Origin of the sequence: Pseudomonas sp. DCB_BI (genome assembly GCF_026240995.1) — a bacterium.
In the GTDB taxonomy this organism is placed as follows: domain Bacteria; phylum Pseudomonadota; class Gammaproteobacteria; order Pseudomonadales; family Pseudomonadaceae; genus Aquipseudomonas.
On sequence record NZ_JAPFCG010000001.1, the window covers coordinates 79,639 to 99,135 of the forward strand.

A 19,497-nucleotide genomic window follows, 5' to 3' on the forward strand; every position below is an offset into this window, starting at 1 on the left:
TTGGCTCATGGGCACCAGTAGATGTCCAGGGGGGCGTGAAGAAAAGCGCGAATCGGCATTTCGTTAAGGTCGTTGCCAGCCAGCGCGGCGCGCAGGGTAGCGAGTTTGCCCTGGCCTTGCACGGACAGCGCGGTAAAGGCAGCACTGGCCAGCAGCGAACGGGTCAGCGACAGGCGCTGGTGCGGCACGCTCGGCGCCAGCAACGGCAGGCAGCGGCGCGGGCTGGCCAGGTCCAGGCCAGCGCCCAGGTTGGGGCTGCCGGGGAACAGCGAGGCGGTATGACCATCGTCACCCATGCCCAGCACCAGCACGTCGATCGGCGGCAGGCCGGCCAAGGCCTGGTCGGCCTTGAGTGCAGCGGCATCCAGGTTATCTGCCTGCTGATACAGGCCAACGAAGCGGGCCTTGCCCGCCGCGCCCTTGAGCAGGTGGCGGGCCAGCAGGCCGGCATTGCTGTCGGCGTGTTCCACCGGCACCCAGCGCTCATCGGCCAGGCTGACAGTGACGTTGGCCCAATCCAGGTTTTCGCTGGCCAGTTTTTCCAGAAACGGTACCGGGCTGCGGCCACCGGAAAGCACCACGCAGGCCTGGCCCTTGGCCGCGATGGCCGCACGCAGGCGCTCGGCCACGTCGTGTGCCAATGTGGCAGCCAGTGACTTGGCATCTGCCAGGCTATGCGCCTTCACAGTTGCCGGCAGTTTCAGTTCAGATATCCCCATACCACGCCCTCCCATCGCGCGTTATCAGTGCAATCGAGCTCATCGGCCCCCAGGAGCCGGCCGCGTAAGGCTTGGGCGCATCACCTGCGTTGCGCCAACCGGCAATCAACTGGTCGCACCACTTCCAGGCATACTCGATTTCGTCCTTGCGCACGAACAGGTTCTGGTTGCCGCGCATCACTTCGAGCAACAAGCGCTCGTAGGCATCAGGAATCCGCGCACTGCGCCAGGTATCGGAAAAATTCAGCTGTAACGGGCCGCTGCGCAGTTGCATGCCCTTGTCCAGACCTTGCTCCTTGGTCATCACCCGCAAAGAAATGCCTTCGTCCGGTTGCAGGCGGATGATCAGCTTGTTACCGATCTGCAAACGCTGTTCCGGGGCGAAGATGTAATGCGGGGTTTCCTTGAAGTGGATGACGATCTGCGACAGCTTTTGCGGCATGCGCTTACCGGTCCGCAGGTAGAACGGTACGCCTGACCAGCGCCAGTTGCGAATGTCGGCGCGCAAGGCGACGAAAGTTTCGGTGTCGCTCTGGGCGTTTGCGTTGTCTTCTTCCAGGTAACCCGGCACCGGCTTGCCGTCGCTGTAGCCGGCAATGTACTGGCCACGCACCACACGAGTGCTCAGGCCGTCGCCGGTGATCGGTGCCAGTGCCTTGAGCACCTTGACCTTCTCGTCGCGGATGGCATCGGCAGACAACTCGCTGGGCGGGTCCATGGCAATCAGGCACAGCAGCTGCAACAAGTGGTTCTGGATCATGTCGCGCAATTGGCCAGCCTTGTCGAAGTAGCCCCAACGGCCTTCGATACCGACCTTTTCGGCGACGGTGATCTCCACATGGGAGATGGAATTCTGGTTCCACTGGGTTTCGAACAGGCTGTTGGCGAAGCGCAGGGCAATCAGGTTCTGCACCGTTTCCTTGCCCAGATAGTGGTCGATGCGGTAGACGCGGCTTTCAGGGAAGAAGCGCGCCACAGCATCGTTGACCCGTCGCGACGACTCAAGGTCATGACCGATGGGCTTTTCCAGCACCACCCGGGTGCGCGCGGCCAGCCCGGCCTTTTCGAGGTTTTCACAGATGGCCCCGTACACCGCAGCCGCTGTGGCGAAATAGGCGATCAGCGGCAGTTCGTCTGGCAGCTGCTCGGCCAAGGCCTGGTATCCCTCGGGCTGCAGGAAGTCCAGGTGCTGGTAGCTCAGCCTGGCGAGGAATCGGCCCAGGGCGGCGGGCTCGATATCGGCTTCGGGCACATGTCGGCGCAAGTGGGCTTCAATGTGGTCCAGATGCGCCTGCGCGCTGCCAGCTTCGCGGGCCAACGCCAGCAGGCGAGTGTCCGGGTGCAACAAGTTGGCCCGGTCAAGCTGGTAAAGCGCAGGAAACAACTTGCGCAATGCCAGATCGCCGAGGGCGCCAAACAGGGCAAAGGTGCAAGGTTCGACACTGATCGCAGCCATGATGTTGGTTCTTTCCTAAAGTTGGTCTAGGAATACCGCTTTCACATACGGTTTTCAAGGGATAATGTAGTAAAAACCACAACATTACACACAAGTGTTACAGACAAGTGGTACGTCAACCGCACCGACAGTACGATAGACGACCGTGCAAAAAGCCTGCTGCTCCCACAGCCGGCTGTCTTCCCGACCCAAGGACACACCCATGGACCGCGTGCGAAACCTCCTGGAACAGATCCAGGGACGCCTCGACGAGCTGAACAAGGCCGAACGCAAAGTCGCCGAAGTCATCCTGCTCAACCCACAACAAGCCACCCGTTTCAGCATCGCCGCCCTGGCCCAGGCGGCCAAGGTCAGCGAGCCGACCGTCAACCGTTTCTGCCGCTCGTTCGGCGTCAGCGGCTACCCGGAACTCAAGCTGCAACTGGCGCAGAGCCTGGCCAGTGGCGCCGCCTATGTCAGCCGTGCGGTCGAGGCCGACGACGACCCGGCGGCCTACACCCAGAAGATCTTCGCCAGCGCCATCGCCTCGCTCGACGGGGCCTGCCAGCAACTCGACCCGGCGCAGGTCAGCCGTGCCGTGGACATGATGATCCAGGCCCGGCAGATCCACTTCTTCGGCCTCGGCGCCTCAGCCCCGGTGGCCCTCGACGCGCAGCACAAGTTCTTCCGCTTCAACCTGGCGGTATCGGCCCATGCCGACGTGCTGATGCAACGCATGCTGGCCTCGGTGGCCCACACCGGTGACCTGTTCGTGATCATTTCCTACACCGGGCGCACACGCGAACTGGTCGAGGTGGCGCGCCTGGCCCGCGAAAACGGTGCCTCGGTGCTGGGCCTGACCGCCGCCGGGTCCCCGCTGGCCAACGCCTGCAGCCTGAGCCTGCACATTCCCCTGCCGGAAGACACCGACATCTACATGCCAATGACCTCCCGGATCATCCAGTTGACCGTGCTTGATGTACTGGCCACCGGCATGACCCTGCGCCGGGGCGTGGACTTCCAGCCGCACCTGCGCAAGATCAAGGAAAGCCTCAACGCCAGCCGCTACCCGATCGAGGACGACGAACTCAACTGAGCCGGTGCGCCTGCAAGCGCAGGTGTGCACGCTGCCCCGGTGCCAGGCTCAGCCCCTCGCCACTGCCGCTGGCAGCCTCGACGCAGACAAAGCGTTGCGATTCACGCCCGGTCACGCCCATCAACGGGCGGTTGCCGGGGTGCCAGACCACCGTGTCGTCGCTGTCACCGGTATCGATGCACAGCTCGCGCTGCCAGGCCGGGTCCTGCAGCTGCACCCGGGGCGTACCCGGGTAGACCTTCTGGCAGCCACCCTTGAGCTTCAGCGCACCGTCTTCACGGCAGGCCTGGCGGCTGATGCGGTCGTAACCTTCGATATCCTCAAGCCCGGATAGCGCTATCTCGGACACGTCACTGATACGCCAGTAGGCCAGCAGCGCATGGCTCAGCTGGCAGGGTTCGCTGTCCTGGTGCTCGGTGCTCAGGCTCAGCTCCATGCGACTGCCCAGCCGGGCATGCAGGTCGACTTGCCAGTCGCACAGGTCCAGCCGCCACTTCAGGGTCACCCCCTCTTCGTCCTCGCGGCTGTCCACCAGCTTCCAGTCCAGTAGCCGCGCCCAGCCATGAGCCGGCCAAAGGTCTTCGCTAGGATGGCGGCCATACCACGGCCAGCACACCGGCACACCCCCACGGATCGCGCCCACTTGTGGCCACTGCTCGGCACACCACAGCCAGGGCCGCTCCCCGGCCGGTTGAAAGTGCAGCAACTGCGCGCCCTGGCGGCTGAATACCGCCTGACAACGAGGGTGATCGATGATCAGCACATCGCGCTGCTGGTAACGCTCCCACTCGAATGTCGGCCGCGGCCGCTGCGAGGAAAAGAAGCGATGGAGCGGATGTTCGGGCATGGTTCAGAGCTCTTGTTGTTTGAGATAGCGCTGTCTCGGCCTATCCCCGACAACCACTGCAGGCCAGTGGGTGCCGGGAACCGAAAATGGATTGGCGTAAATTTACAACAAATGCCCTCAGAATGACGACTGAATCTTCAATCCCGCGACCAGCGCGTTGTCCACCTGGTCCACGCCCCCAGGGCTCTTGATGTACTGCAGGTTGGGCCGTACGGTCAGCCAGTTGGTGACATGAAACCCGTAGTAGAGCTCGGCGTTGTACTCGGTGCGCTGCAGTGGCACGAAGCCTGGGTTGTCATAGTCATCGATGCCGCTCTGGGCATTGAGCAGCTCGGCACGTTTCTTCACGTCGTCATTCACATGAATACGCGCCACGCCGAAGCCAATGTCGTCCTTGGGCCGGGCGTCGAAGGCCCCTTTGTAGACCAACCCCACCTGCTGGTAGTTGTCGACCACGTTGGTGGCCTTGTCGTGCACGGTGAAGTTGGCGAACAGGCTGAGGCCCCGGTTGACGTCGCCGCCGTGGGCAGTGACCTGCTGCTGCGCCACCACCCACCAGCCGTGCTTGCTGGAGTGCGACTTGAAGGCTTCGCCGGTCAGCGCCTGCGGGTTGCCGTTGACGTCGTCGAACACATCATCGGCCTTGGCCGTGCTGTAGTAGTAGCCCAAGCGGTACTCGCCCGGCAGGCCGTTGACCTTGGGTGACCACACCGCTTCTACCGGCAGGATGGCGCCCTTGGTGCCACTGCCGCTGAGCTTGAAGCCGTTGCCGGTTTCCAGGTTGGACGGGTTCTGCTCGAAGGCGCCAACCTGGACGAAGAATTCCGGGGTAATGTTGTACTTCACCCGCAGCGCCCACTGGCTGACGGGCCAGTTGTACCAGATACCGCCCACCCAGTTGCCCACCTGCGAGCCGCAGAAGGCCAGGTTCTGGAAGTCGCAAGGGAAGCTATTGAAGTCTTCGCCTTCGCCAAAACGGCCGAATTTCACGTCCAGCGCGCCGTCGAAGTACTTCTGCTTGATCCACATCTGGGTCAGGCGCCAGGTCTGGCCGCGGCCCCACACTTCCTGAACCGAGCTGAACTGCCCGGCACGCGGGTCACTGATACGGTCATTGGACAGGTTGCGCCCACTGCGCTCGGTGATTGCCAGCTTGAACTCGGCATCGTGCCAGCCAAAGATCTTCTGCAGGTCCAGGTGGGCGCCAAGCGCGAACTGGTCACTGTAGCGGGCAGTCTTGTCGTCGTTGTAGCCGCCGTGCAGGTTGCCGGCCACCTCACCAACGTAGTCAAGGGTGAAGTCGTAGCCCTTGTCCAGCAGCTCGGTGCGGGTGCCGCCCCAATCGCCGGTCATCCATTTCGACTCGCTGGAGAATGCCTCGGCAGCCTGCGCGCCGCTGCTGCCAACGATGGCAAGCAAGGCCAGCGAACCCAATGTCCTGATGCGTTTGCGTTGTTCCATCCCTTTACGTCCTCTTTTTTCTTATTTGATGGTGTAGACGAGTTAGCGGCCTTTGAAATGAGCCACGTTGTCCTTTGCGGTTGCGGCAGTGCTGGCCAGGTGCAGCCGCTCGCCGCTGTTTGCGTCGAACAGCAGCACCCGAGCCGGGTCCAGTTGCAGGTTGAGGCTGTCACCGACTTGGCAGGCAACATCCGGCGCCAAGCGGCAGCACACCTTGGTCTGGTTGAGGGTGACGAACACCAGCAGGTCCGGCCCGGTGGGCTCGGTGACCTGGACTTCGGCGCGAATGCCCGGCAAGCCGTTGCCCTCGGGGGCGCCCAGGGCAATCTGCTCAGGGCGGATGCCAAGCGTGATCTCGCGGCCATCCAGCTCATCGCTGGCCAGCCCCAAGGGCAGCTCGCAGCGCGCCTGCCCACTGTCGAGCAGTGCCAGCAAGCGGCCATCCTGTTGCTTGAGGCGTACCGGAATGAAGTTCATCGGCGGCGAACCAATGAAGCTGGCGACAAACTGGTTGGCCGGATCGTTGTAGATCTGCTGCGGGGTACCAAACTGCTGAATGATGCCGTCTTTCATGACAGCCACCTTGTCACCCAGGGTCATCGCCTCGATCTGGTCGTGGGTGACGTACACGGTGGTAGTCTTCAGGCGCTGGTGCATCAGTTTCATTTCGGTGCGCATCTCGACCCGCAGCTTGGCGTCGAGGTTGGACAACGGCTCGTCGAACAGGTAGATCTTCGGCCGCCGCGCCAGTGCCCGGCCCATGGCCACGCGCTGTTGCTGGCCACCGGACAACTGCGCCGGCTTGCGCGCCAGCAGGTGCTCGATCTGCAGCAGCTTGGCCACCCGCGCCACCTCTTCGTCGATGGCGGCCTGGGGCAGCTTGCGGATCTTCAGGCCAAACTCGATGTTCTCGCGCACGCTCATGGTCGGGTACAGCGCGTAGGACTGGAACACCATGGCGATGTCACGGTCCTTGGGGCTCATGCCGCTGACATCCTGTTCGTCGATCAGGATGGCCCCGCCAGTAATCTGTTCCAGGCCGGCAATGCAGTTCATCAAGGTCGACTTGCCGCACCCCGATGGGCCGACCAGGATGAGGAACTCCCCGTCCCTGATCGACAGCTGGATGTCCTTGAGGGTGTCTGGCAGGCCGCTGCCGTAGGTCTTGTTCACATTGCGCAGTTCGAGCGTTGCCATGACTTACCCCTTGACCGCGCCGGCCGTCAGCCCGCGCACAAAATATTTACCTGCCACCACGTAGACCAGCAGGGTTGGCAGGCCGGCGATCATCGCCGCCGCCATGTCGACGTTGTATTCCTTGGCCCCGGTGCTGGTGTTGACCAGGTTGTTCAGGGCCACGGTGATCGGTTGTGAGTCGCCGCTGGAGAACACCACGCCGAACAGGAAGTCGTTCCAGATCTGGGTGAACTGCCAGATCAGGCAGACCATGATGATGGGTGTGGACATCGGCAGGATGATGCAGCGGAAGATGGTGAAGAACCCGGCACCATCCAGGCGTGCAGCCTTGACCAGCGCATCCGGGATGCTCACGTAGAAGTTGCGGAAAAACAGCGTGGTGAAGGCCAGCCCATAGACTACGTGCACCAGCACCAGGCCGCTGGTGGTACTGGCCAGGCCGAGTTTGCCCAGGGTAAACGAGGCCGGCAGCAGTACGGTCTGGAACGGCAGGAAGCAGCCGAACAGCAGCAAGCCGAAGAACAGCTGTGAGCCACGGAAGCGCCACATCGAAAGCACATAGCCGTTCAGCGCGCCGATGGCGGTGGAGATCAGCACCGCTGGCACGGTGATCATGATCGAGTTCCAGAAGTAGCCGCTGACCGTGCTCCAGGCCTTGACCCAGCCAATGCCGGTGATCACTGCGGGCCAGCTCAGCAGGTTGCCGCTGCTGATGTCTTCCGGGGTCTTGAAGCTGGTCAGCAGCATCACCACCAACGGCACCAGGTACACCAGTACGGCGATCAGCAATATGGCATGGATGGCGATACGGCTGGGGCTGAGAGCCGGTTTGTCGACAGGGCTATGCATGGCGTTTGCTCCGCAGCTCCGAGTACAGGTAAGGCACGAGGATCGCCAGGATCGCCCCGAGCATGAGGATGGCACTGGCCGAACCCATGCCCATCTGGCCGCGGCTGAAGGTGAACGAGTACATGAACATGGCCGGCAGGTCAGACGAGTAGCCCGGGCCGCCAGCGGTCATCGCCGCGACCAGGTCGAAGCTCTTGATGGCAATGTGCGAAAGGATCATCAGCGCGCTGAAGAACACCGGGCGCAGGCTGGGCAGCACTACGGTCCAGTAGATGCGCGGCAGGCTGGCACCATCGATCTGTGCGGCGCGGATGATCGACTGGTCAACGCCGCGCAGGCCGGCGAGGAACATCGCCATGATAAAGCCCGAGGCTTGCCACACGGCGGCGATCACCAGGCAGTACACGACCCGGTCAGGGTCGATCAGCCAGTCCAGGCGAAAACCCTCCCACCCCCAGTCGCGCAGCAGCTTGTCCAGGCCCATGCCGGGGTTGAGCAGCCACTTCCAGGCCGTGCCGGTGACGATCATCGACAGTGCCATGGGGTACAGGTAGATGGTGCGGATGAAGCCCTCGCGACGGATGCGCTGGTCGAGCAACACCGCCAGCAGCACGCCGATGGCCAGGCTGATGGCGATGAACAGGCCGCCGAACACCATCAGGTTCTTGCTGGCGACCCACCAGCGATCGTTATCGAACAACCGGGCGTATTGCGCCAGGCCGGCCCATTTGTAGGTGGGCAGGAAGGTCGAGGTGGTGAAGGACAGCACAAAGGTCCAGAGGATGTAGCCGTAGAAGCCCACCAGCACGATGAACATGCTCGGGGCCAGCACCAGCTTGGGTAGCCAGCGCTGTAGCGCGTCCAGGGGTGAGGCCCGCAGTTGGGCGGTGGTCGTAGTCATGTCTCGGATCCCGAGGTAGTGGCGGTGCTACGCACCGCTTCGCGGGCAAGCCCGCTCTCACAGGTCCGGCGTCATGACCAGGAACTGTGGTGAGCAGGGCCCATGTGGGAGCGGGCTTGCCCGCGAACAGCCGTTACTGGGCAGCCTTGATCGCCGCCGCCAGCTTTTTCGCAGCATCGGCCGGGTCGGCCTTGGGGTCGTTGATGTAGTTGGTTACCACATCGAAGAACGCACCTTGCACAGCCAGGGTGGTGGCCATGTTGTGCGCCATGCTCGGCTGCAGGCCGCCGGTCTTGGCATCGGCAAGGAAGTCCTTGGCGGAGGTTTGCGCGCAGGCATCGAAACCGTGCTTGCCCATGTCGGCGAGCATGTCGTTACGCACCGGGATCGACCCTTTGTTGATGCTGAAGACCTTCTGGAAGTCCTCCCCCAGCACTTTGCGCGCGATGTCCTGCTGCCCGGCAGAGGTGCCGGCGTTGTTCTGCTTGAACACCACCAGGGAGTCGATGTTGTACAGGAAGGCCTTGTCGGTACCGGGGAACGGTACGCATTGGTAGTCCTTGCCGGCGGTTTTCTTCGCCAGGGTCCATTCGCTCTTGGCCCAGTCACCCATGATCTGCATGCCGGCCTTGCCGTTGATGACCTTGGCCGCTTCCAGGTTCCAGTCCTGGCCCTTGCCGTCCGGGTCCATGTAGGTGGCGACCTTCTTCAGCTCGGTCAGCGCCTTGACCATCTGCGGACCGGTCAGCGTTGCGCTGTCGAGGTCGACCATGGCCTTCTTGTAGCCGTCGGCGCCCATCACCGCCAGCACCACGCTTTCAAACACGGTGCTGTCCTGCCACGGCTGGCCACCATGAGCCAGCGGGATGAAGCCAGCCGCCTTGAGCTTGTCTGCGGCGGCGTAGAATTCGTCGAGGGTGGTGGGCGCCTTGTCGATGCCGGCTTTCTTGAACACCTCGGGGTTGATCCACAGCCAGTTGATGCGGTGGATGTTCACCGGTACGGCAACATAGTCACCGTCGTACTTCACGGTGTCGGCTACTTTCTTGTCGAGCAGCGAGTCCCACTTTTCGTCCTTGGCCACATCCTTGAGCACATCGGCGTCGAGCAAACCGGTGGCTGCCCAGTCCTGGATGTCGGGGCCTTTGATCTGCGCGACACCGGGCGGGTTGCCTGCGACAGCGCGGCTCTTCAGCACGGTCATGGCCGTGGCACCACCACCACCGGCAACGGCGCCGTCCTTCCAGGTGAAGCCGTCTTTCTCGACCTGCGCCTTGAGCACATCGACCGCTGCCTTTTCACCACCAGAGGTCCACCAGTGCACGACCTCGACACTGCCTTTGGACTCGGCGGCTGAAGCCCCCAAAGGCAGTAAAGAGGCCAGAGAGATTGCGGCAGCGAGACGGAGCGTGGAATTCATCGGAGCACCTTTCTTGTTGTTATGCCGTGCAAGTCGAACGCTTGCGTAGCATGGAGTCTAAACAGCGTGCCCGCCCCGTCAGGTAACGAAGCGATGCGTGAATGTCATCATCTGGTTACATAGCGGGAGCTGGCCAGATTACTGGCCAGGCTGGGTGCCAGCGGCAAGCCTGGCAGCAGCAGTGCCTGGTAGGCGTGGTAGAGGTCGGGCTTGCCCGGCCAGATGCTTCCCGCCGGCAGGTTGCGGGCATCGAGTTCGTGGTGCCAGCTGCCCACGACAGGGTCGATGAAATGGTTGGCGATAAAGCCCCAGCAGTTGCGGTACCACTGCTCGTACTGTGCTTCGCCGGTGCGCTGCAACAAGGCCGCTGCTGCGGCGCAAGCTTCGGCGTGCACCCAGTGCAGGCGTGCATGCACCACCGGGCGATTGGCCCAGTCCAGGGTGTAGACGAAACCTGCAGCGCCATCGACATTCCAGGCCTGCTGACAGGCGGCATCGAACAATCTGCAGGCACTGTCTGGAAGCCACTGCGGGGCGAGCAGCCCGGCCCGTTGCAGGCTGGCCTCCAGGTGCAACAGTAGCCGCGCCCATTCCATGGCATGCCCGGGCGTAGTGCCATAGGGCCGGAAGTGGTCGGCGGGGTGCTCGCGGTTGTAATCCGGCAGCGGCTGCCAATGGGCGTCGAAATGTTCGATGACCCGATAACCGTTGGCGGCGGCATGGGTATGGATAATGCGCTCAGCAATGCGCAAGGCGCGTTGCAGCCAAAGGCTGTTGCCGGTGACATCCGCCAGGGCCAGGAATGCCTCGGTCGCGTGCATGTTGCTGTTGGCGCCACGGTACGGTTCAGGCAGCTGCCATGCGCGCGAGAAGGTCTCTCGAAGGGCACCCTTGGCTTCGCTCCAGAAGTGCGTTTCGATCACCTCGGCTGCATCGGCCAGCAACAGGTTGGCATCGGCTACACCGGCCACCACTGCAGAGCTGGCGGCGAGGGCGACGAAGGCATGCAGGTAGGCGGCCTTGCCACTGTCTTCCTGGCCGCCGGGGCGGGCGAACCAGCCACCGTAGCTGGCGTCCTGCATGGCCCCACGCAGGGCGGCCACACCGTGTTCGGCGTAGGCCAGGCTGCCGGGAATGCCCTGCAGATGGGCCAGGGCGAAGCAGTGGGTCATTCGCGCGGTATTCATGGTTTCGGCGCAGGCCCCGGGAGCGAGCTGGCCTTTGGCATCCAGGTTGCCAAACCCGTCAGGCAGTTTCGCAGCTTTGGCGAATGCCAGCAGGCGCTGTGCTTCGGCCAGGCGCCAGGCGTTATGGGCCGGGGCGTTGAGCCAGCTGGTGGGCGGCAGGTTGAGGGTGTTCATGGGCCAGCTTGATCCTTGCCAGGCTTTTGCGAATTCTAGCCAGCGGGCGTGCGCGGGATGTCACGAAGGAAAATGGAATTGTCACCGGGCGGTGACATTGGTGTGCCCAGTGCTACCAACGCAAGACTCAGTCCACGCCACGCGGCAAATACAGAGTCACCCGCAACCCGCCCTCACGCAGGTTCAGCAAGCTCACCTCGCCCCCATGGCTGTGGGCGATGTTCCGTGCAATTCCCAACCCCAGCCCATAGCCCTGCTGCTGCCCGGCCAGACGGAAATGCGGCTCGAACACCTGCTCCAACTGTTGCTGCGGCACCCCCGGCCCCTGGTCGTCCACTTGCAACACAAAGCCCTCTGTACCGTCGATGATGCGCAGCCGCGCCCGCTCGCCGTATTTGATGGCGTTATCGATCAGGTTGCCGATGCAACGACGCAGCGCCAGCGGCTTGCCGGGATATGGCGCCTGCGCACGGCCGTCGAGGGTGATGCGACCATCTCTGAGGTAAGGCTCGGCCAGAATTTCCAGCACCTGGTTGAGGTCGACCGACTCGATGTTCTCGTGAATGTCAGTGTCTTTCACGCACTGCAGCGCGCCTTTGACCAGCAGCTCCAGCTCGTCGAGGTCCTGGCTGAACTTGGCCTGCAATCGCTCGTCTTCCAGCAGCTCAACGCGCAGGCGCAGGCGGGTGATCGGCGTGCGCAGGTCATGGGAGATGGCGCTGAACAGCTGGCTGCGTTCGGTCAGGTAACGGCTGATACGCTCGCGCATGCTGTTGAATGCCCGGCTCACCTCGACCACTTCACTGCCGCCAGCTTCAGCCACCGGCGCCACATCGGCACCCAGCGACATCTCTCGGGCGGCCCGCGCCAGGCGCTTCAGGGGCCAGCTTTGCCAATGCACCAGCAAGCCGATGAACAGCAACAGCATGGCCGTGGTCAGCACGATGAAGCCGATCTGCTGGCGGGGCAGGCGTTCGGCTTCCAGCCCCGTGTACGGTTCGGGCAACAGCGAGGCGATGTACAACCATTCGCCCTCGCCCAAGCGGATCTGCGTGACCAGTACCGGGGGTTTCAGCGGTTCCAGGGTCAGCGAGTAATGCGCCCATGAGCGCGGCAGTTCGTCGAGTTTGAGGCCGCTGTTGAAGATGCGCAGGTCGTCAGGCCCGACAAACTCCACGGAAATTTCCATCTGCGAACCCAGACGCTCATGCAGCACCTGCTGGAACACATCGATCACCGCCTGCTTGCGAGGGGTGACGGGCAGGGCCTGCATGTCCAGCGGCGTGGCGTTGAGCGACACGAAGAAACGCGTGCCGCCCATGCTGCGCAATTGGTCGAGCACCAGCGGCCGGTAGGCCACCGGCAACGAGCGGAAGTAACTGACGCTGGCACTCATGGAATGGGCCAGGCTGCTGGCGCTGGCACGCAGCCCCTGAAGCTGGCTGGCGCGCAACTGGGAAACCCAGATAATGCTGGACAACCCTTGGGCCAGCAGAACAACCAGCAAGGTCAGCAGCAGCATGCGCCCCAGCAAGGAGCGCGGCAGCAGGCGCCAGCGCCGCTCAGGGCGCACAGCAGACATGCGCCGCCAGCAGGTAGCCACTGCCGCGCACGGTGCGGATCAGCCGGGGAGGTTTGTCGGTATCGCGCAGGCGCTGGCGCAGACGGCTCACAGCCATGTCGACGATGCGGTCCAGGGGCATCGGCTCGCGACCACGGGTGGCGTTGCCGATGGTGTCGCGGTCGAGGATTTGCTGCGGGTGATCGAGGAACAGTTTAAGCAGGGCAAAGTCGGCACCGGAGAGGATCACCTCCTCGCCATCACGGTGGAACAGGCGGTGGCTGACCGTGTCCAGGCGCCAGTCGTCGAAGGCCAGGACGGCGCTGCCCGGCGCCGCCTGGCCAAACTCGGCGCGGCGCAACAAAGCCTTGATTCGCGCCTGCAGTTCGCGCGGGCTGAACGGTTTGCCCAGGTAGTCGTCTGCGCCCAGTTCCAGGCCAATGACCCGGTCGGCTTCGTCGGAACTGGCGGTGAGCATGATGATCGGCACGCGGGCCTGGCGTGGGTGTTGGCGCACCCAGCGGCACAGGCTGAAGCCGTCTTCGTCCGGCAGCATGACATCGAGGATGACCAAGTCGCAGGGGGTGCTTTGCAGGGCGCGGCGAAAGCCTGCTCCGTCGGCTTCGGCATGCACCTGGAAGCCGGCGCGACTCAAGTAGGTTTGCAGCAGTTCGCGTATTTCCTGGTCGTCGTCGACCATCAGGATCGATTTGCCGGCAGTGCTCAAGGTGGTCCTTCCTCTTGTTGAATGCAGGTCTTTGTTGCCTGCTATCGGGGCCGCGATGGAGCGCACAGCGCCCCCATTTCACTTACTCGTGATCCAGCGCCTGTTGCAGGGCCACCCCAGCCCCTAGCAACCCGGAAAACTCCGCCGTGACCAGCCACACCGGCACCCCGGCAAAATAACCACTCATGCAGCCCTTGTCGGCAAAGCTCGCGGCAAACCCGCTGCGCAGGAACAGCTCGGCAAACCGCGGGATTACCCCGCCGACAATATAGACCCCGCCTCGCGCGCCCAGGGTCAGCACATTGTTACCGGCCACTCTCCCAAGGAACCGGCAGAACTGCTCGATCACCGCCAGCGCCCGTGGCTCGCCGCCCAGCGCGGCATCGGTAATCTGCGCCGGGGAAGTGTGCCGGGGTGTGTCGCCGTCCAGCGCGCAGAGTGCCTGGTACAACCGCACCAGGCCGCCGCCACTGAGCACGGTCTCGGCACTGACATGGCCAATTTGCCCGTGGATCTGCTGGTAGATCGCCGCTTCGCGGGCATTGCCCACCGGCAAGTCGACATGCCCGCCCTCCCCGGGCAAGGCCTGCCAGCGCTTGTCGCCCAGGCGCAGCAGCGAGCCCACACCCAGGCCGGTGCCCGGCCCGATCACCAGCGCCGGCCGCAACGGGTCGGCTTGCCCAGGGCACACCTCGCGGAATTCACCGTCACGCAGGCGGGTCATGCCCAGCGCCATGGCGGTGAAATCGTTGATCAGCAACAGCCGCTCGACCTGCAAGGTCTTGCAGAATGCGCTGCGGCTCAGGCGCCAGTGGTTGTTGGTGAAGCGGAATTCATCGCCATCGACCGGCCCGGCCACTGCCAGGCACACCGCCGCCAGGCCACCACGGGCGATGCCCTGGCCTTGCAGGTACGCCTCGATGGCCTGCTCCGGGCTGGTGTAGTCCGCAGTAGCGAAGACTTTTACCTCATGCAGCTGGTTGTCACGCCACAACGCAAAACGGGCATTGGTGCCGCCGATGTCGCCAACCAGCAGGTCCTTCATTTAAGGTTCTCCAAGGCCGAAGTAAAGGCACTGGCGCCCTGCTCTGCCGGGCTGAACGCCATGCGCATGAAGCCGAACAGCTCACGGCCGCAGCCCAGGTCATTGCCCAGGGGCGCGGGCGGCAGGTCGCGGCTGGCCAGTTCTTCGGCCGACACCATCACCCGCAACGTGCCTTCGACACCATCGACCCGCACGATATCACCATCGCGTACCCGTGCCAGCGGGCCGCCGTCATACGCCTCCGGGCAAACGTGGATGGCGGCAGGGATCTTGCCCGAGGCGCCGGACATGCGCCCGTCGGTTACCAGCGCTACTTTGAAGCCACGGTCCTGCAGTACCCCCAGGAACGGCGTGAGCTTGTGCAGCTCAGGCATGCCGTTGCAGCGCGGCCCCTGGAAGCGCACCACGGCAACGAAGTCACACTCCAGCTCGCCGGCCTTGAACGCATCGGCCAGCGACTGCTGGTCGTGGAATACCCGCGCCGGGGCCTCGACCACCTGGTGCTCGGCGGCGACAGCCGACACCTTCATCACGCCACGGCCGAGGTTACCCTCCATCACCCGCAGGCCGCCTTCGGCCGAGAATGGCCGCGCCACCGGGCGCAGGATGCTTTCGTCCAGGCTGTGCTGCGGGCCTTCGCGCCACACCAGCTTGCCGTTGTCCAGGAAGGGCTCCTGGGTGTAGCGACGCAGGCCGTGGCCGGCCACGGTGTTGACGTCTTCGTGCAGCAGCCCGGCATCGAGCAGTTCACGGATCAGGAAGGCCATGCCGCCAGCGGCCTGGAAGTGGTTGATGTCAGCCTTGCCATTGGGGTAGACGTGCGACAGGGTCGGCACCACTTCGGACAGGTCGGCCATGTCCTGCCAGGTCAGCTGGATACCCGCCGCCTGGGCAATCGCCGGGATGTGCAGGGTATGGTTGGTCGAACCACCGGTGGCGTGCAGGGCAACGATGGAGTTGACCAGCGCTTTCTCGTCGACGATTTCGCCCAGCGGCATGAAGTTGCCGCTGGCTTTGGTCATGCGCGTGACCTGTTGCGCGGCCTCGGCGGTGAGCGCGTCGCGCAGCGGGGTGTATGGGTTGACGAACGAAGCGCCCGGCAAGTGCAGGCCCATGACTTCCATCACCAGCTGGTTGGTGTTGGCGGTGCCGTAGAAGGTGCAGGTGCCAGGGCTGTGGTAGGACTTCATCTCCGACTCCAGCAGCTCTTCGCGGCTGGCCTTGCCTTCGGCATAGCGCTGGCGCACGTCGGCCTTCTGCTTGTTGGAGATGCCCGAAACCATCGGCCCGCCCGGGACGAAGATGGTCGGCAGGTGGCCGAAGCGCAGCGCGCCCATCATCAGGCCCGGGACGATCTTGTCGCAGATGCCCAGCATCAGCGCGGCGTCGAACATGTTGTGCGACAGCGCAACCGCGGTGGACATGGCGATCACTTCACGGCTGGCAATGGCCAGCTCCATGCCCGGCTCGCCCTGGGTCACGCCGTCGCACATGGCCGGCACGCCACCGGCGAACTGGCCGACCGAGCCGACCTCGCGCAGGGCCTGCTTGATCTGCTCGGGGAAGTGCAGGTACGGCTGGTGGGCCGACAGCATGTCGTTGTAGGCCGAGACGATGGCCACGTTGGCAGCGTTCATCAGGCGCAAGGTCTGCTTGTCGTCGCTGCCGCAACCGGCCACGCCATGGGCGAAGTTGGCGCACTGCAGGCTGGCACGCATGGGGCCGTCACTGGCCGCGCCGCGAATCAGCTGCAGGTAGCGTTCGCGGGTGGCACGGCTGCGTTCGACCAGCCGTTGGGTGACCTCAAGGATGCGCGGATGCATGTACTGGACTCCAGGCTAATTGTAAGGGCGGTTTACCGGGCATTTCCCCTCCAAACGATTGCGGCCTAGGCTCAAGGTAAGGAGCCCGCTGCATCGGCGGAGGCACATCGCCCAACCACTCGTTGTATGTTTAAACAAAATACTGCCACTAAAAAGGCTTGTTTTCTATCAGCCAGTGAATAATCTTGTAATTCCAACAACAAAACCGTTTCAGTGAAGCTCCTTTGTGCCACAGGTTTCACTCGGACTGCCAGAGGTACTGCCATGACCCTACGCATCGCCATAAATGGATTCGGCCGCATCGGGCGCAACGTCCTGCGCGCACTGTATACCCAAGGCTACCGCCAAGACCTGCAGGTCGTCGCCATCAACGACCTGGGCGACAGCGCCATGAATGCCCACCTGCTCAAGTACGACAGCGTACACGGCACCTTCGACGCCACGGTCGAGGCCGACCACGAAAGCCTGACGGTCAACGGTGACCGTATCGCGGTCAGCGCCATTCGCAACCCGGCCGAACTGCCGTGGAAGGCCGAATCGATCGACGTGGTGTTCGAATGCACCGGGCTGTTCACCGAGCGCGCCAAGGCCGCTGCCCACCTGGCTGCCGGCGCGGGCAAGGTGATTGTCTCGGCGCCGGGCAAAGGTGTTGATGCCACCGTGGTGTACGGGGTCAACCATGACATTCTGCGTGCCTCTCACCAGGTCATTTCCAACGCTTCCTGCACGACTAACTGCCTTGCACCGATCGCCCAGGTGCTGCACCGCGAGTTCGGTATCGAGCAGGGGTTGATGACCACCATCCATGCCTACACCAACGACCAGGTGCTGACCGACGTGTACCACAGTGACCCGTACCGGGCTCGCTCGGCGACCCAGTCGATGATCCCGAGCAAGACCGGCGCTGCCGAGGCTGTAGGCCTGGTGCTGCCGGAGCTGGCCGGCAAGCTGACGGGCATGGCGGTGCGGGTGCCGGTGATCAACGTGTCGCTGGTGGACCTCACCGTCAACCTCAAGCGCGAGGCCACGGCCGAGCAGGTGAACCAGTTGTTCCTCGAAGCGAGCAAGCATTCCAGGGTATTGGGCTACAACGCTTTGCCATTGGTTTCCTGCGACTTCAACCACAACCCGCTGTCGTCGATCTTCGATGCCAACCATACCCGGGCCAATGGGCGCATGCTCAAGGTGCTGGCCTGGTATGACAACGAGTGGGGGTTCAGCAACCGGATGCTGGATAACTGCCTGGCGTTGTGCAGGGCAGGTTGAGCATCACAAGGCATTTTCGGCAGCTGTGAAATCGAGCGCCGCCCGGGCGGCGCTCGATTTCAAGATACACAGAAAATCCTCCGCCAAGCGCCTGCAGGCTCACAATCTTTACCTTTTCCTAACATTTCCACACTTGACCTTCGGCATAGATGATAAGCATTATCATTAACCTTTCGTCGGCCAGGTCCCCCCGTGAGTCAGTCCCGGTTCCACTCCGTCTTCCTTGTCCAGCGCCTTACCCTGTTGCGCACATTGCAGCGCATGGTCGGCAACCCCAGCACGGCCGAGGACCTGTTGCAGGAAACCTATCTGCGCGTGTCTCGCGCCCTGGGCGAGCGGCCTATCGAGCATATCGAGCCATTCGTGTTCCAGACCGCACGCAACCTGGCGCTCGACCACTTGCGCGCGCGCCGGGTGCAGGCGCGGATGCTGGTCGACGACGTGCCCGATGAGGTCCTGCACAGCGTCGCCGCACCCACCAGCAGCAGCGAGGATGCTGCCCATGCCGAACAGTTGCTCAAGCACCTCAGCGTCAGCCTCAACCAGTTGAGCGAGCGCCAGCAGCGCATCTTCATCCTCAGCCGCCTGCATGGTGCCACCTACCTGGAAATCGCCGAACAACTGAACGTTTCGCCAAGCACGGTGCAAAAGGAGTTGAAACTGATCATGGCCATCTGCATGGGGGTCGCCGACCGCCTCAAGTGAGCCGACCGCCGGCCGGGGCGGTAACGCAAAGCCCTTGCCACACCCCGCCTTAGCCTTGATCATTCGCAAAAAACCACTCAAGGATTCACCGTGACCGACAGCCCTGCTCCTCGCCCGTCACCTGCCGGGCCCAGTGCCCGTGCGCGTGCCATGGACGAGGCGCTGGACTGGCTGGTGCGCCTGCAATGCGCCGACGCCGAGGACACCCTGGCGTTCGAGGCATGGTTGAGCGCAGCACCGGAAAATGCCGAGGCCTATGTGGAGGCAGAAGCGCTGTGGAACGGTAGTTCGCTGCACCAGGTGGCCACACAGATGCACCGCCAGCAGCGCCGCTCGTGGCGCGGGCGCCTGCGCAGCCACTGGAAACCTTTGGCCACGGCGGCCGTGCTGCTGGTCGGGCTGTTTACCGTCGGCAACCTGCCTACACGCCTGCAGGCCGACCACCTGACCGTGGTCGGCGAACGCCAGCGCGTGCAGTTGGAAGACGGCGCAAAAGTGCTGCTCAACACCAATTCGGCGTTTGCCAGTGACCGCCGCGACGGCCGCCAGGTAGCCCGCCTGCTACAAGGCGAGGCGTACTTCCAGGTGCCCGAAGGCGCACTGTTGCCGCTGGAAGTCGAGGCCGGACCATTGCGCGCGCAAGTACGCGACACCGACTTTGCCGTGCGCTACCTCGACGGCGAGGCACAGCTGCGGGTGCAGCGCGGCGATGTCGACCTGCAGGGCGCGCGCGACCAGCGCATTCGCCTGAGTGCCGGCGACAGTATCAGCGTAGGCCCGCAGGGTTTTGGCCAGCGCCAGCGCCCCGACATGCACAAGGACCTGGCGTGGGTCGACGGCCGCCTGGTTTTCGAAAACTGCCCGTTGAGCCAAGTGCTGGCCGAGGTGCGGCGCTACTATCCAGGCTGGATCATCAACCGCAATGCGCAGCTGGAGGACGTTGCCGTCACCGGCAACTACCGCCTCGACCAGCCACTGGAAACCCTGCGCGCGCTGGCCCACATCACCTCGGCACAACTGCATGAGTACCCGGCACTGGTCATTCTGAACTGACCCGGAAATTATTTTTACGCGGTCGCGCTAC

General features: G+C 63.5%; 17 protein-coding genes. 4 read left to right on the forward strand and 13 right to left on the reverse strand.

Annotation, left to right across the window (positions count from 1 at the left end):
- Positions 1-5: 5 nt before the first annotated feature.
- Complete coding sequence (pgl, locus tag OO258_RS00365; RefSeq protein WP_266028400.1) at positions 6-719, reverse strand: 6-phosphogluconolactonase; 714 nt, start codon at positions 717-719, stop codon at positions 6-8.
- Positions 706-2,175 carry a glucose-6-phosphate dehydrogenase gene (zwf, locus tag OO258_RS00370; protein WP_110745727.1) on the reverse strand — a complete coding sequence of 490 codons (1,470 nt, stop codon included), beginning with the start codon at positions 2,173-2,175 and terminating at the stop codon, positions 706-708. Before zwf ends, pgl begins: the two co-directional genes overlap by 14 nt.
- Before the next feature lie 211 nt (positions 2,176-2,386).
- Between zwf and hexR the strand changes: the two genes are divergently transcribed.
- Positions 2,387-3,250, forward strand: a complete 864-nt coding sequence (gene hexR / locus OO258_RS00375; protein ID WP_177410761.1) for a DNA-binding transcriptional regulator HexR — start codon at positions 2,387-2,389, stop codon at positions 3,248-3,250.
- On the opposite strand, the gene OO258_RS00380 is transcribed toward hexR, so the two are convergent.
- The 11 genes from OO258_RS00380 to edd all read right to left on the reverse strand — a co-directional run bounded on the left by OO258_RS00380 (position 3,243) and on the right by edd (position 16,442).
- Complete coding sequence (locus OO258_RS00380) at positions 3,243-4,097, reverse strand: D-hexose-6-phosphate mutarotase (RefSeq protein WP_110745729.1); 855 nt, start codon at positions 4,095-4,097, stop codon at positions 3,243-3,245. The two genes, hexR and OO258_RS00380, sit on opposite strands and share 8 nt — an antisense overlap.
- A gap of 117 nt (positions 4,098-4,214) precedes the next feature.
- Positions 4,215-5,558: a carbohydrate porin gene (locus tag OO258_RS00385; protein ID WP_266028401.1), complete on the reverse strand. Its 1,344-nt coding sequence runs from the start codon at positions 5,556-5,558 to the stop codon at positions 4,215-4,217.
- A gap of 42 nt (positions 5,559-5,600) precedes the next feature.
- A complete protein-coding gene (locus OO258_RS00390) occupies positions 5,601-6,755 on the reverse strand; it encodes an ABC transporter ATP-binding protein (protein ID WP_110745731.1) in 1,155 nt (384 codons plus the stop codon).
- 3 nt (positions 6,756-6,758) lie between these two features.
- Positions 6,759-7,604, reverse strand: a complete 846-nt coding sequence (locus OO258_RS00395) for a carbohydrate ABC transporter permease (protein WP_266028403.1) — start codon at positions 7,602-7,604, stop codon at positions 6,759-6,761.
- Positions 7,597-8,505 carry a carbohydrate ABC transporter permease gene (locus OO258_RS00400; RefSeq protein ID WP_266028405.1) on the reverse strand — a complete coding sequence of 303 codons (909 nt, stop codon included), beginning with the start codon at positions 8,503-8,505 and terminating at the stop codon, positions 7,597-7,599. Before OO258_RS00400 ends, OO258_RS00395 begins: the two co-directional genes overlap by 8 nt.
- A 133-nt stretch (positions 8,506-8,638) precedes the next feature.
- Positions 8,639-9,925, reverse strand: coding sequence for an ABC transporter substrate-binding protein (locus OO258_RS00405; RefSeq protein ID WP_266028406.1), 1,287 nt, complete (start codon positions 9,923-9,925; stop codon positions 8,639-8,641).
- A gap of 107 nt (positions 9,926-10,032) precedes the next feature.
- Complete coding sequence (locus tag OO258_RS00410) at positions 10,033-11,286, reverse strand: AGE family epimerase/isomerase (protein ID WP_266028407.1); 1,254 nt, start codon at positions 11,284-11,286, stop codon at positions 10,033-10,035.
- A 127-nt stretch (positions 11,287-11,413) separates the two neighbouring features.
- Positions 11,414-12,868, reverse strand: a complete 1,455-nt coding sequence (locus tag OO258_RS00415; RefSeq protein ID WP_110745736.1) for an ATP-binding protein — start codon at positions 12,866-12,868, stop codon at positions 11,414-11,416.
- Entirely contained in the window at positions 12,849-13,574 is a 726-nt protein-coding gene (gltR, locus tag OO258_RS00420; protein WP_110745737.1) for a two-component system response regulator GltR, read from the reverse strand. The genes OO258_RS00415 and gltR overlap by 20 nt, the downstream gene beginning before the upstream one ends.
- Before the next feature lie 82 nt (positions 13,575-13,656).
- Entirely contained in the window at positions 13,657-14,619 is a 963-nt protein-coding gene (locus OO258_RS00425; protein ID WP_110745738.1) for a glucokinase, read from the reverse strand.
- A complete protein-coding gene (gene edd, locus OO258_RS00430; protein ID WP_266028409.1) occupies positions 14,616-16,442 on the reverse strand; it encodes a phosphogluconate dehydratase in 1,827 nt (608 codons plus the stop codon). The genes OO258_RS00425 and edd overlap by 4 nt, the downstream gene beginning before the upstream one ends.
- Before the next feature lie 264 nt (positions 16,443-16,706).
- On the opposite strand from edd, the gene gap reads away from it, so the two are divergent.
- The 3 genes from gap to OO258_RS00445 all read left to right on the forward strand — a co-directional run bounded on the left by gap (position 16,707) and on the right by OO258_RS00445 (position 19,466).
- Positions 16,707-17,708 carry a type I glyceraldehyde-3-phosphate dehydrogenase gene (gap, locus tag OO258_RS00435; RefSeq protein ID WP_110745740.1) on the forward strand — a complete coding sequence of 334 codons (1,002 nt, stop codon included), beginning with the start codon at positions 16,707-16,709 and terminating at the stop codon, positions 17,706-17,708.
- Positions 17,709-17,900: 192 nt separating this feature from the next.
- Complete coding sequence (locus tag OO258_RS00440; RefSeq protein WP_266028410.1) at positions 17,901-18,413, forward strand: RNA polymerase sigma factor; 513 nt, start codon at positions 17,901-17,903, stop codon at positions 18,411-18,413.
- 90 nt (positions 18,414-18,503) lie between these two features.
- Positions 18,504-19,466, forward strand: a complete 963-nt coding sequence (locus OO258_RS00445; RefSeq protein WP_266028412.1) for a FecR family protein — start codon at positions 18,504-18,506, stop codon at positions 19,464-19,466.
- Positions 19,467-19,497 lie beyond the last annotated feature (31 nt).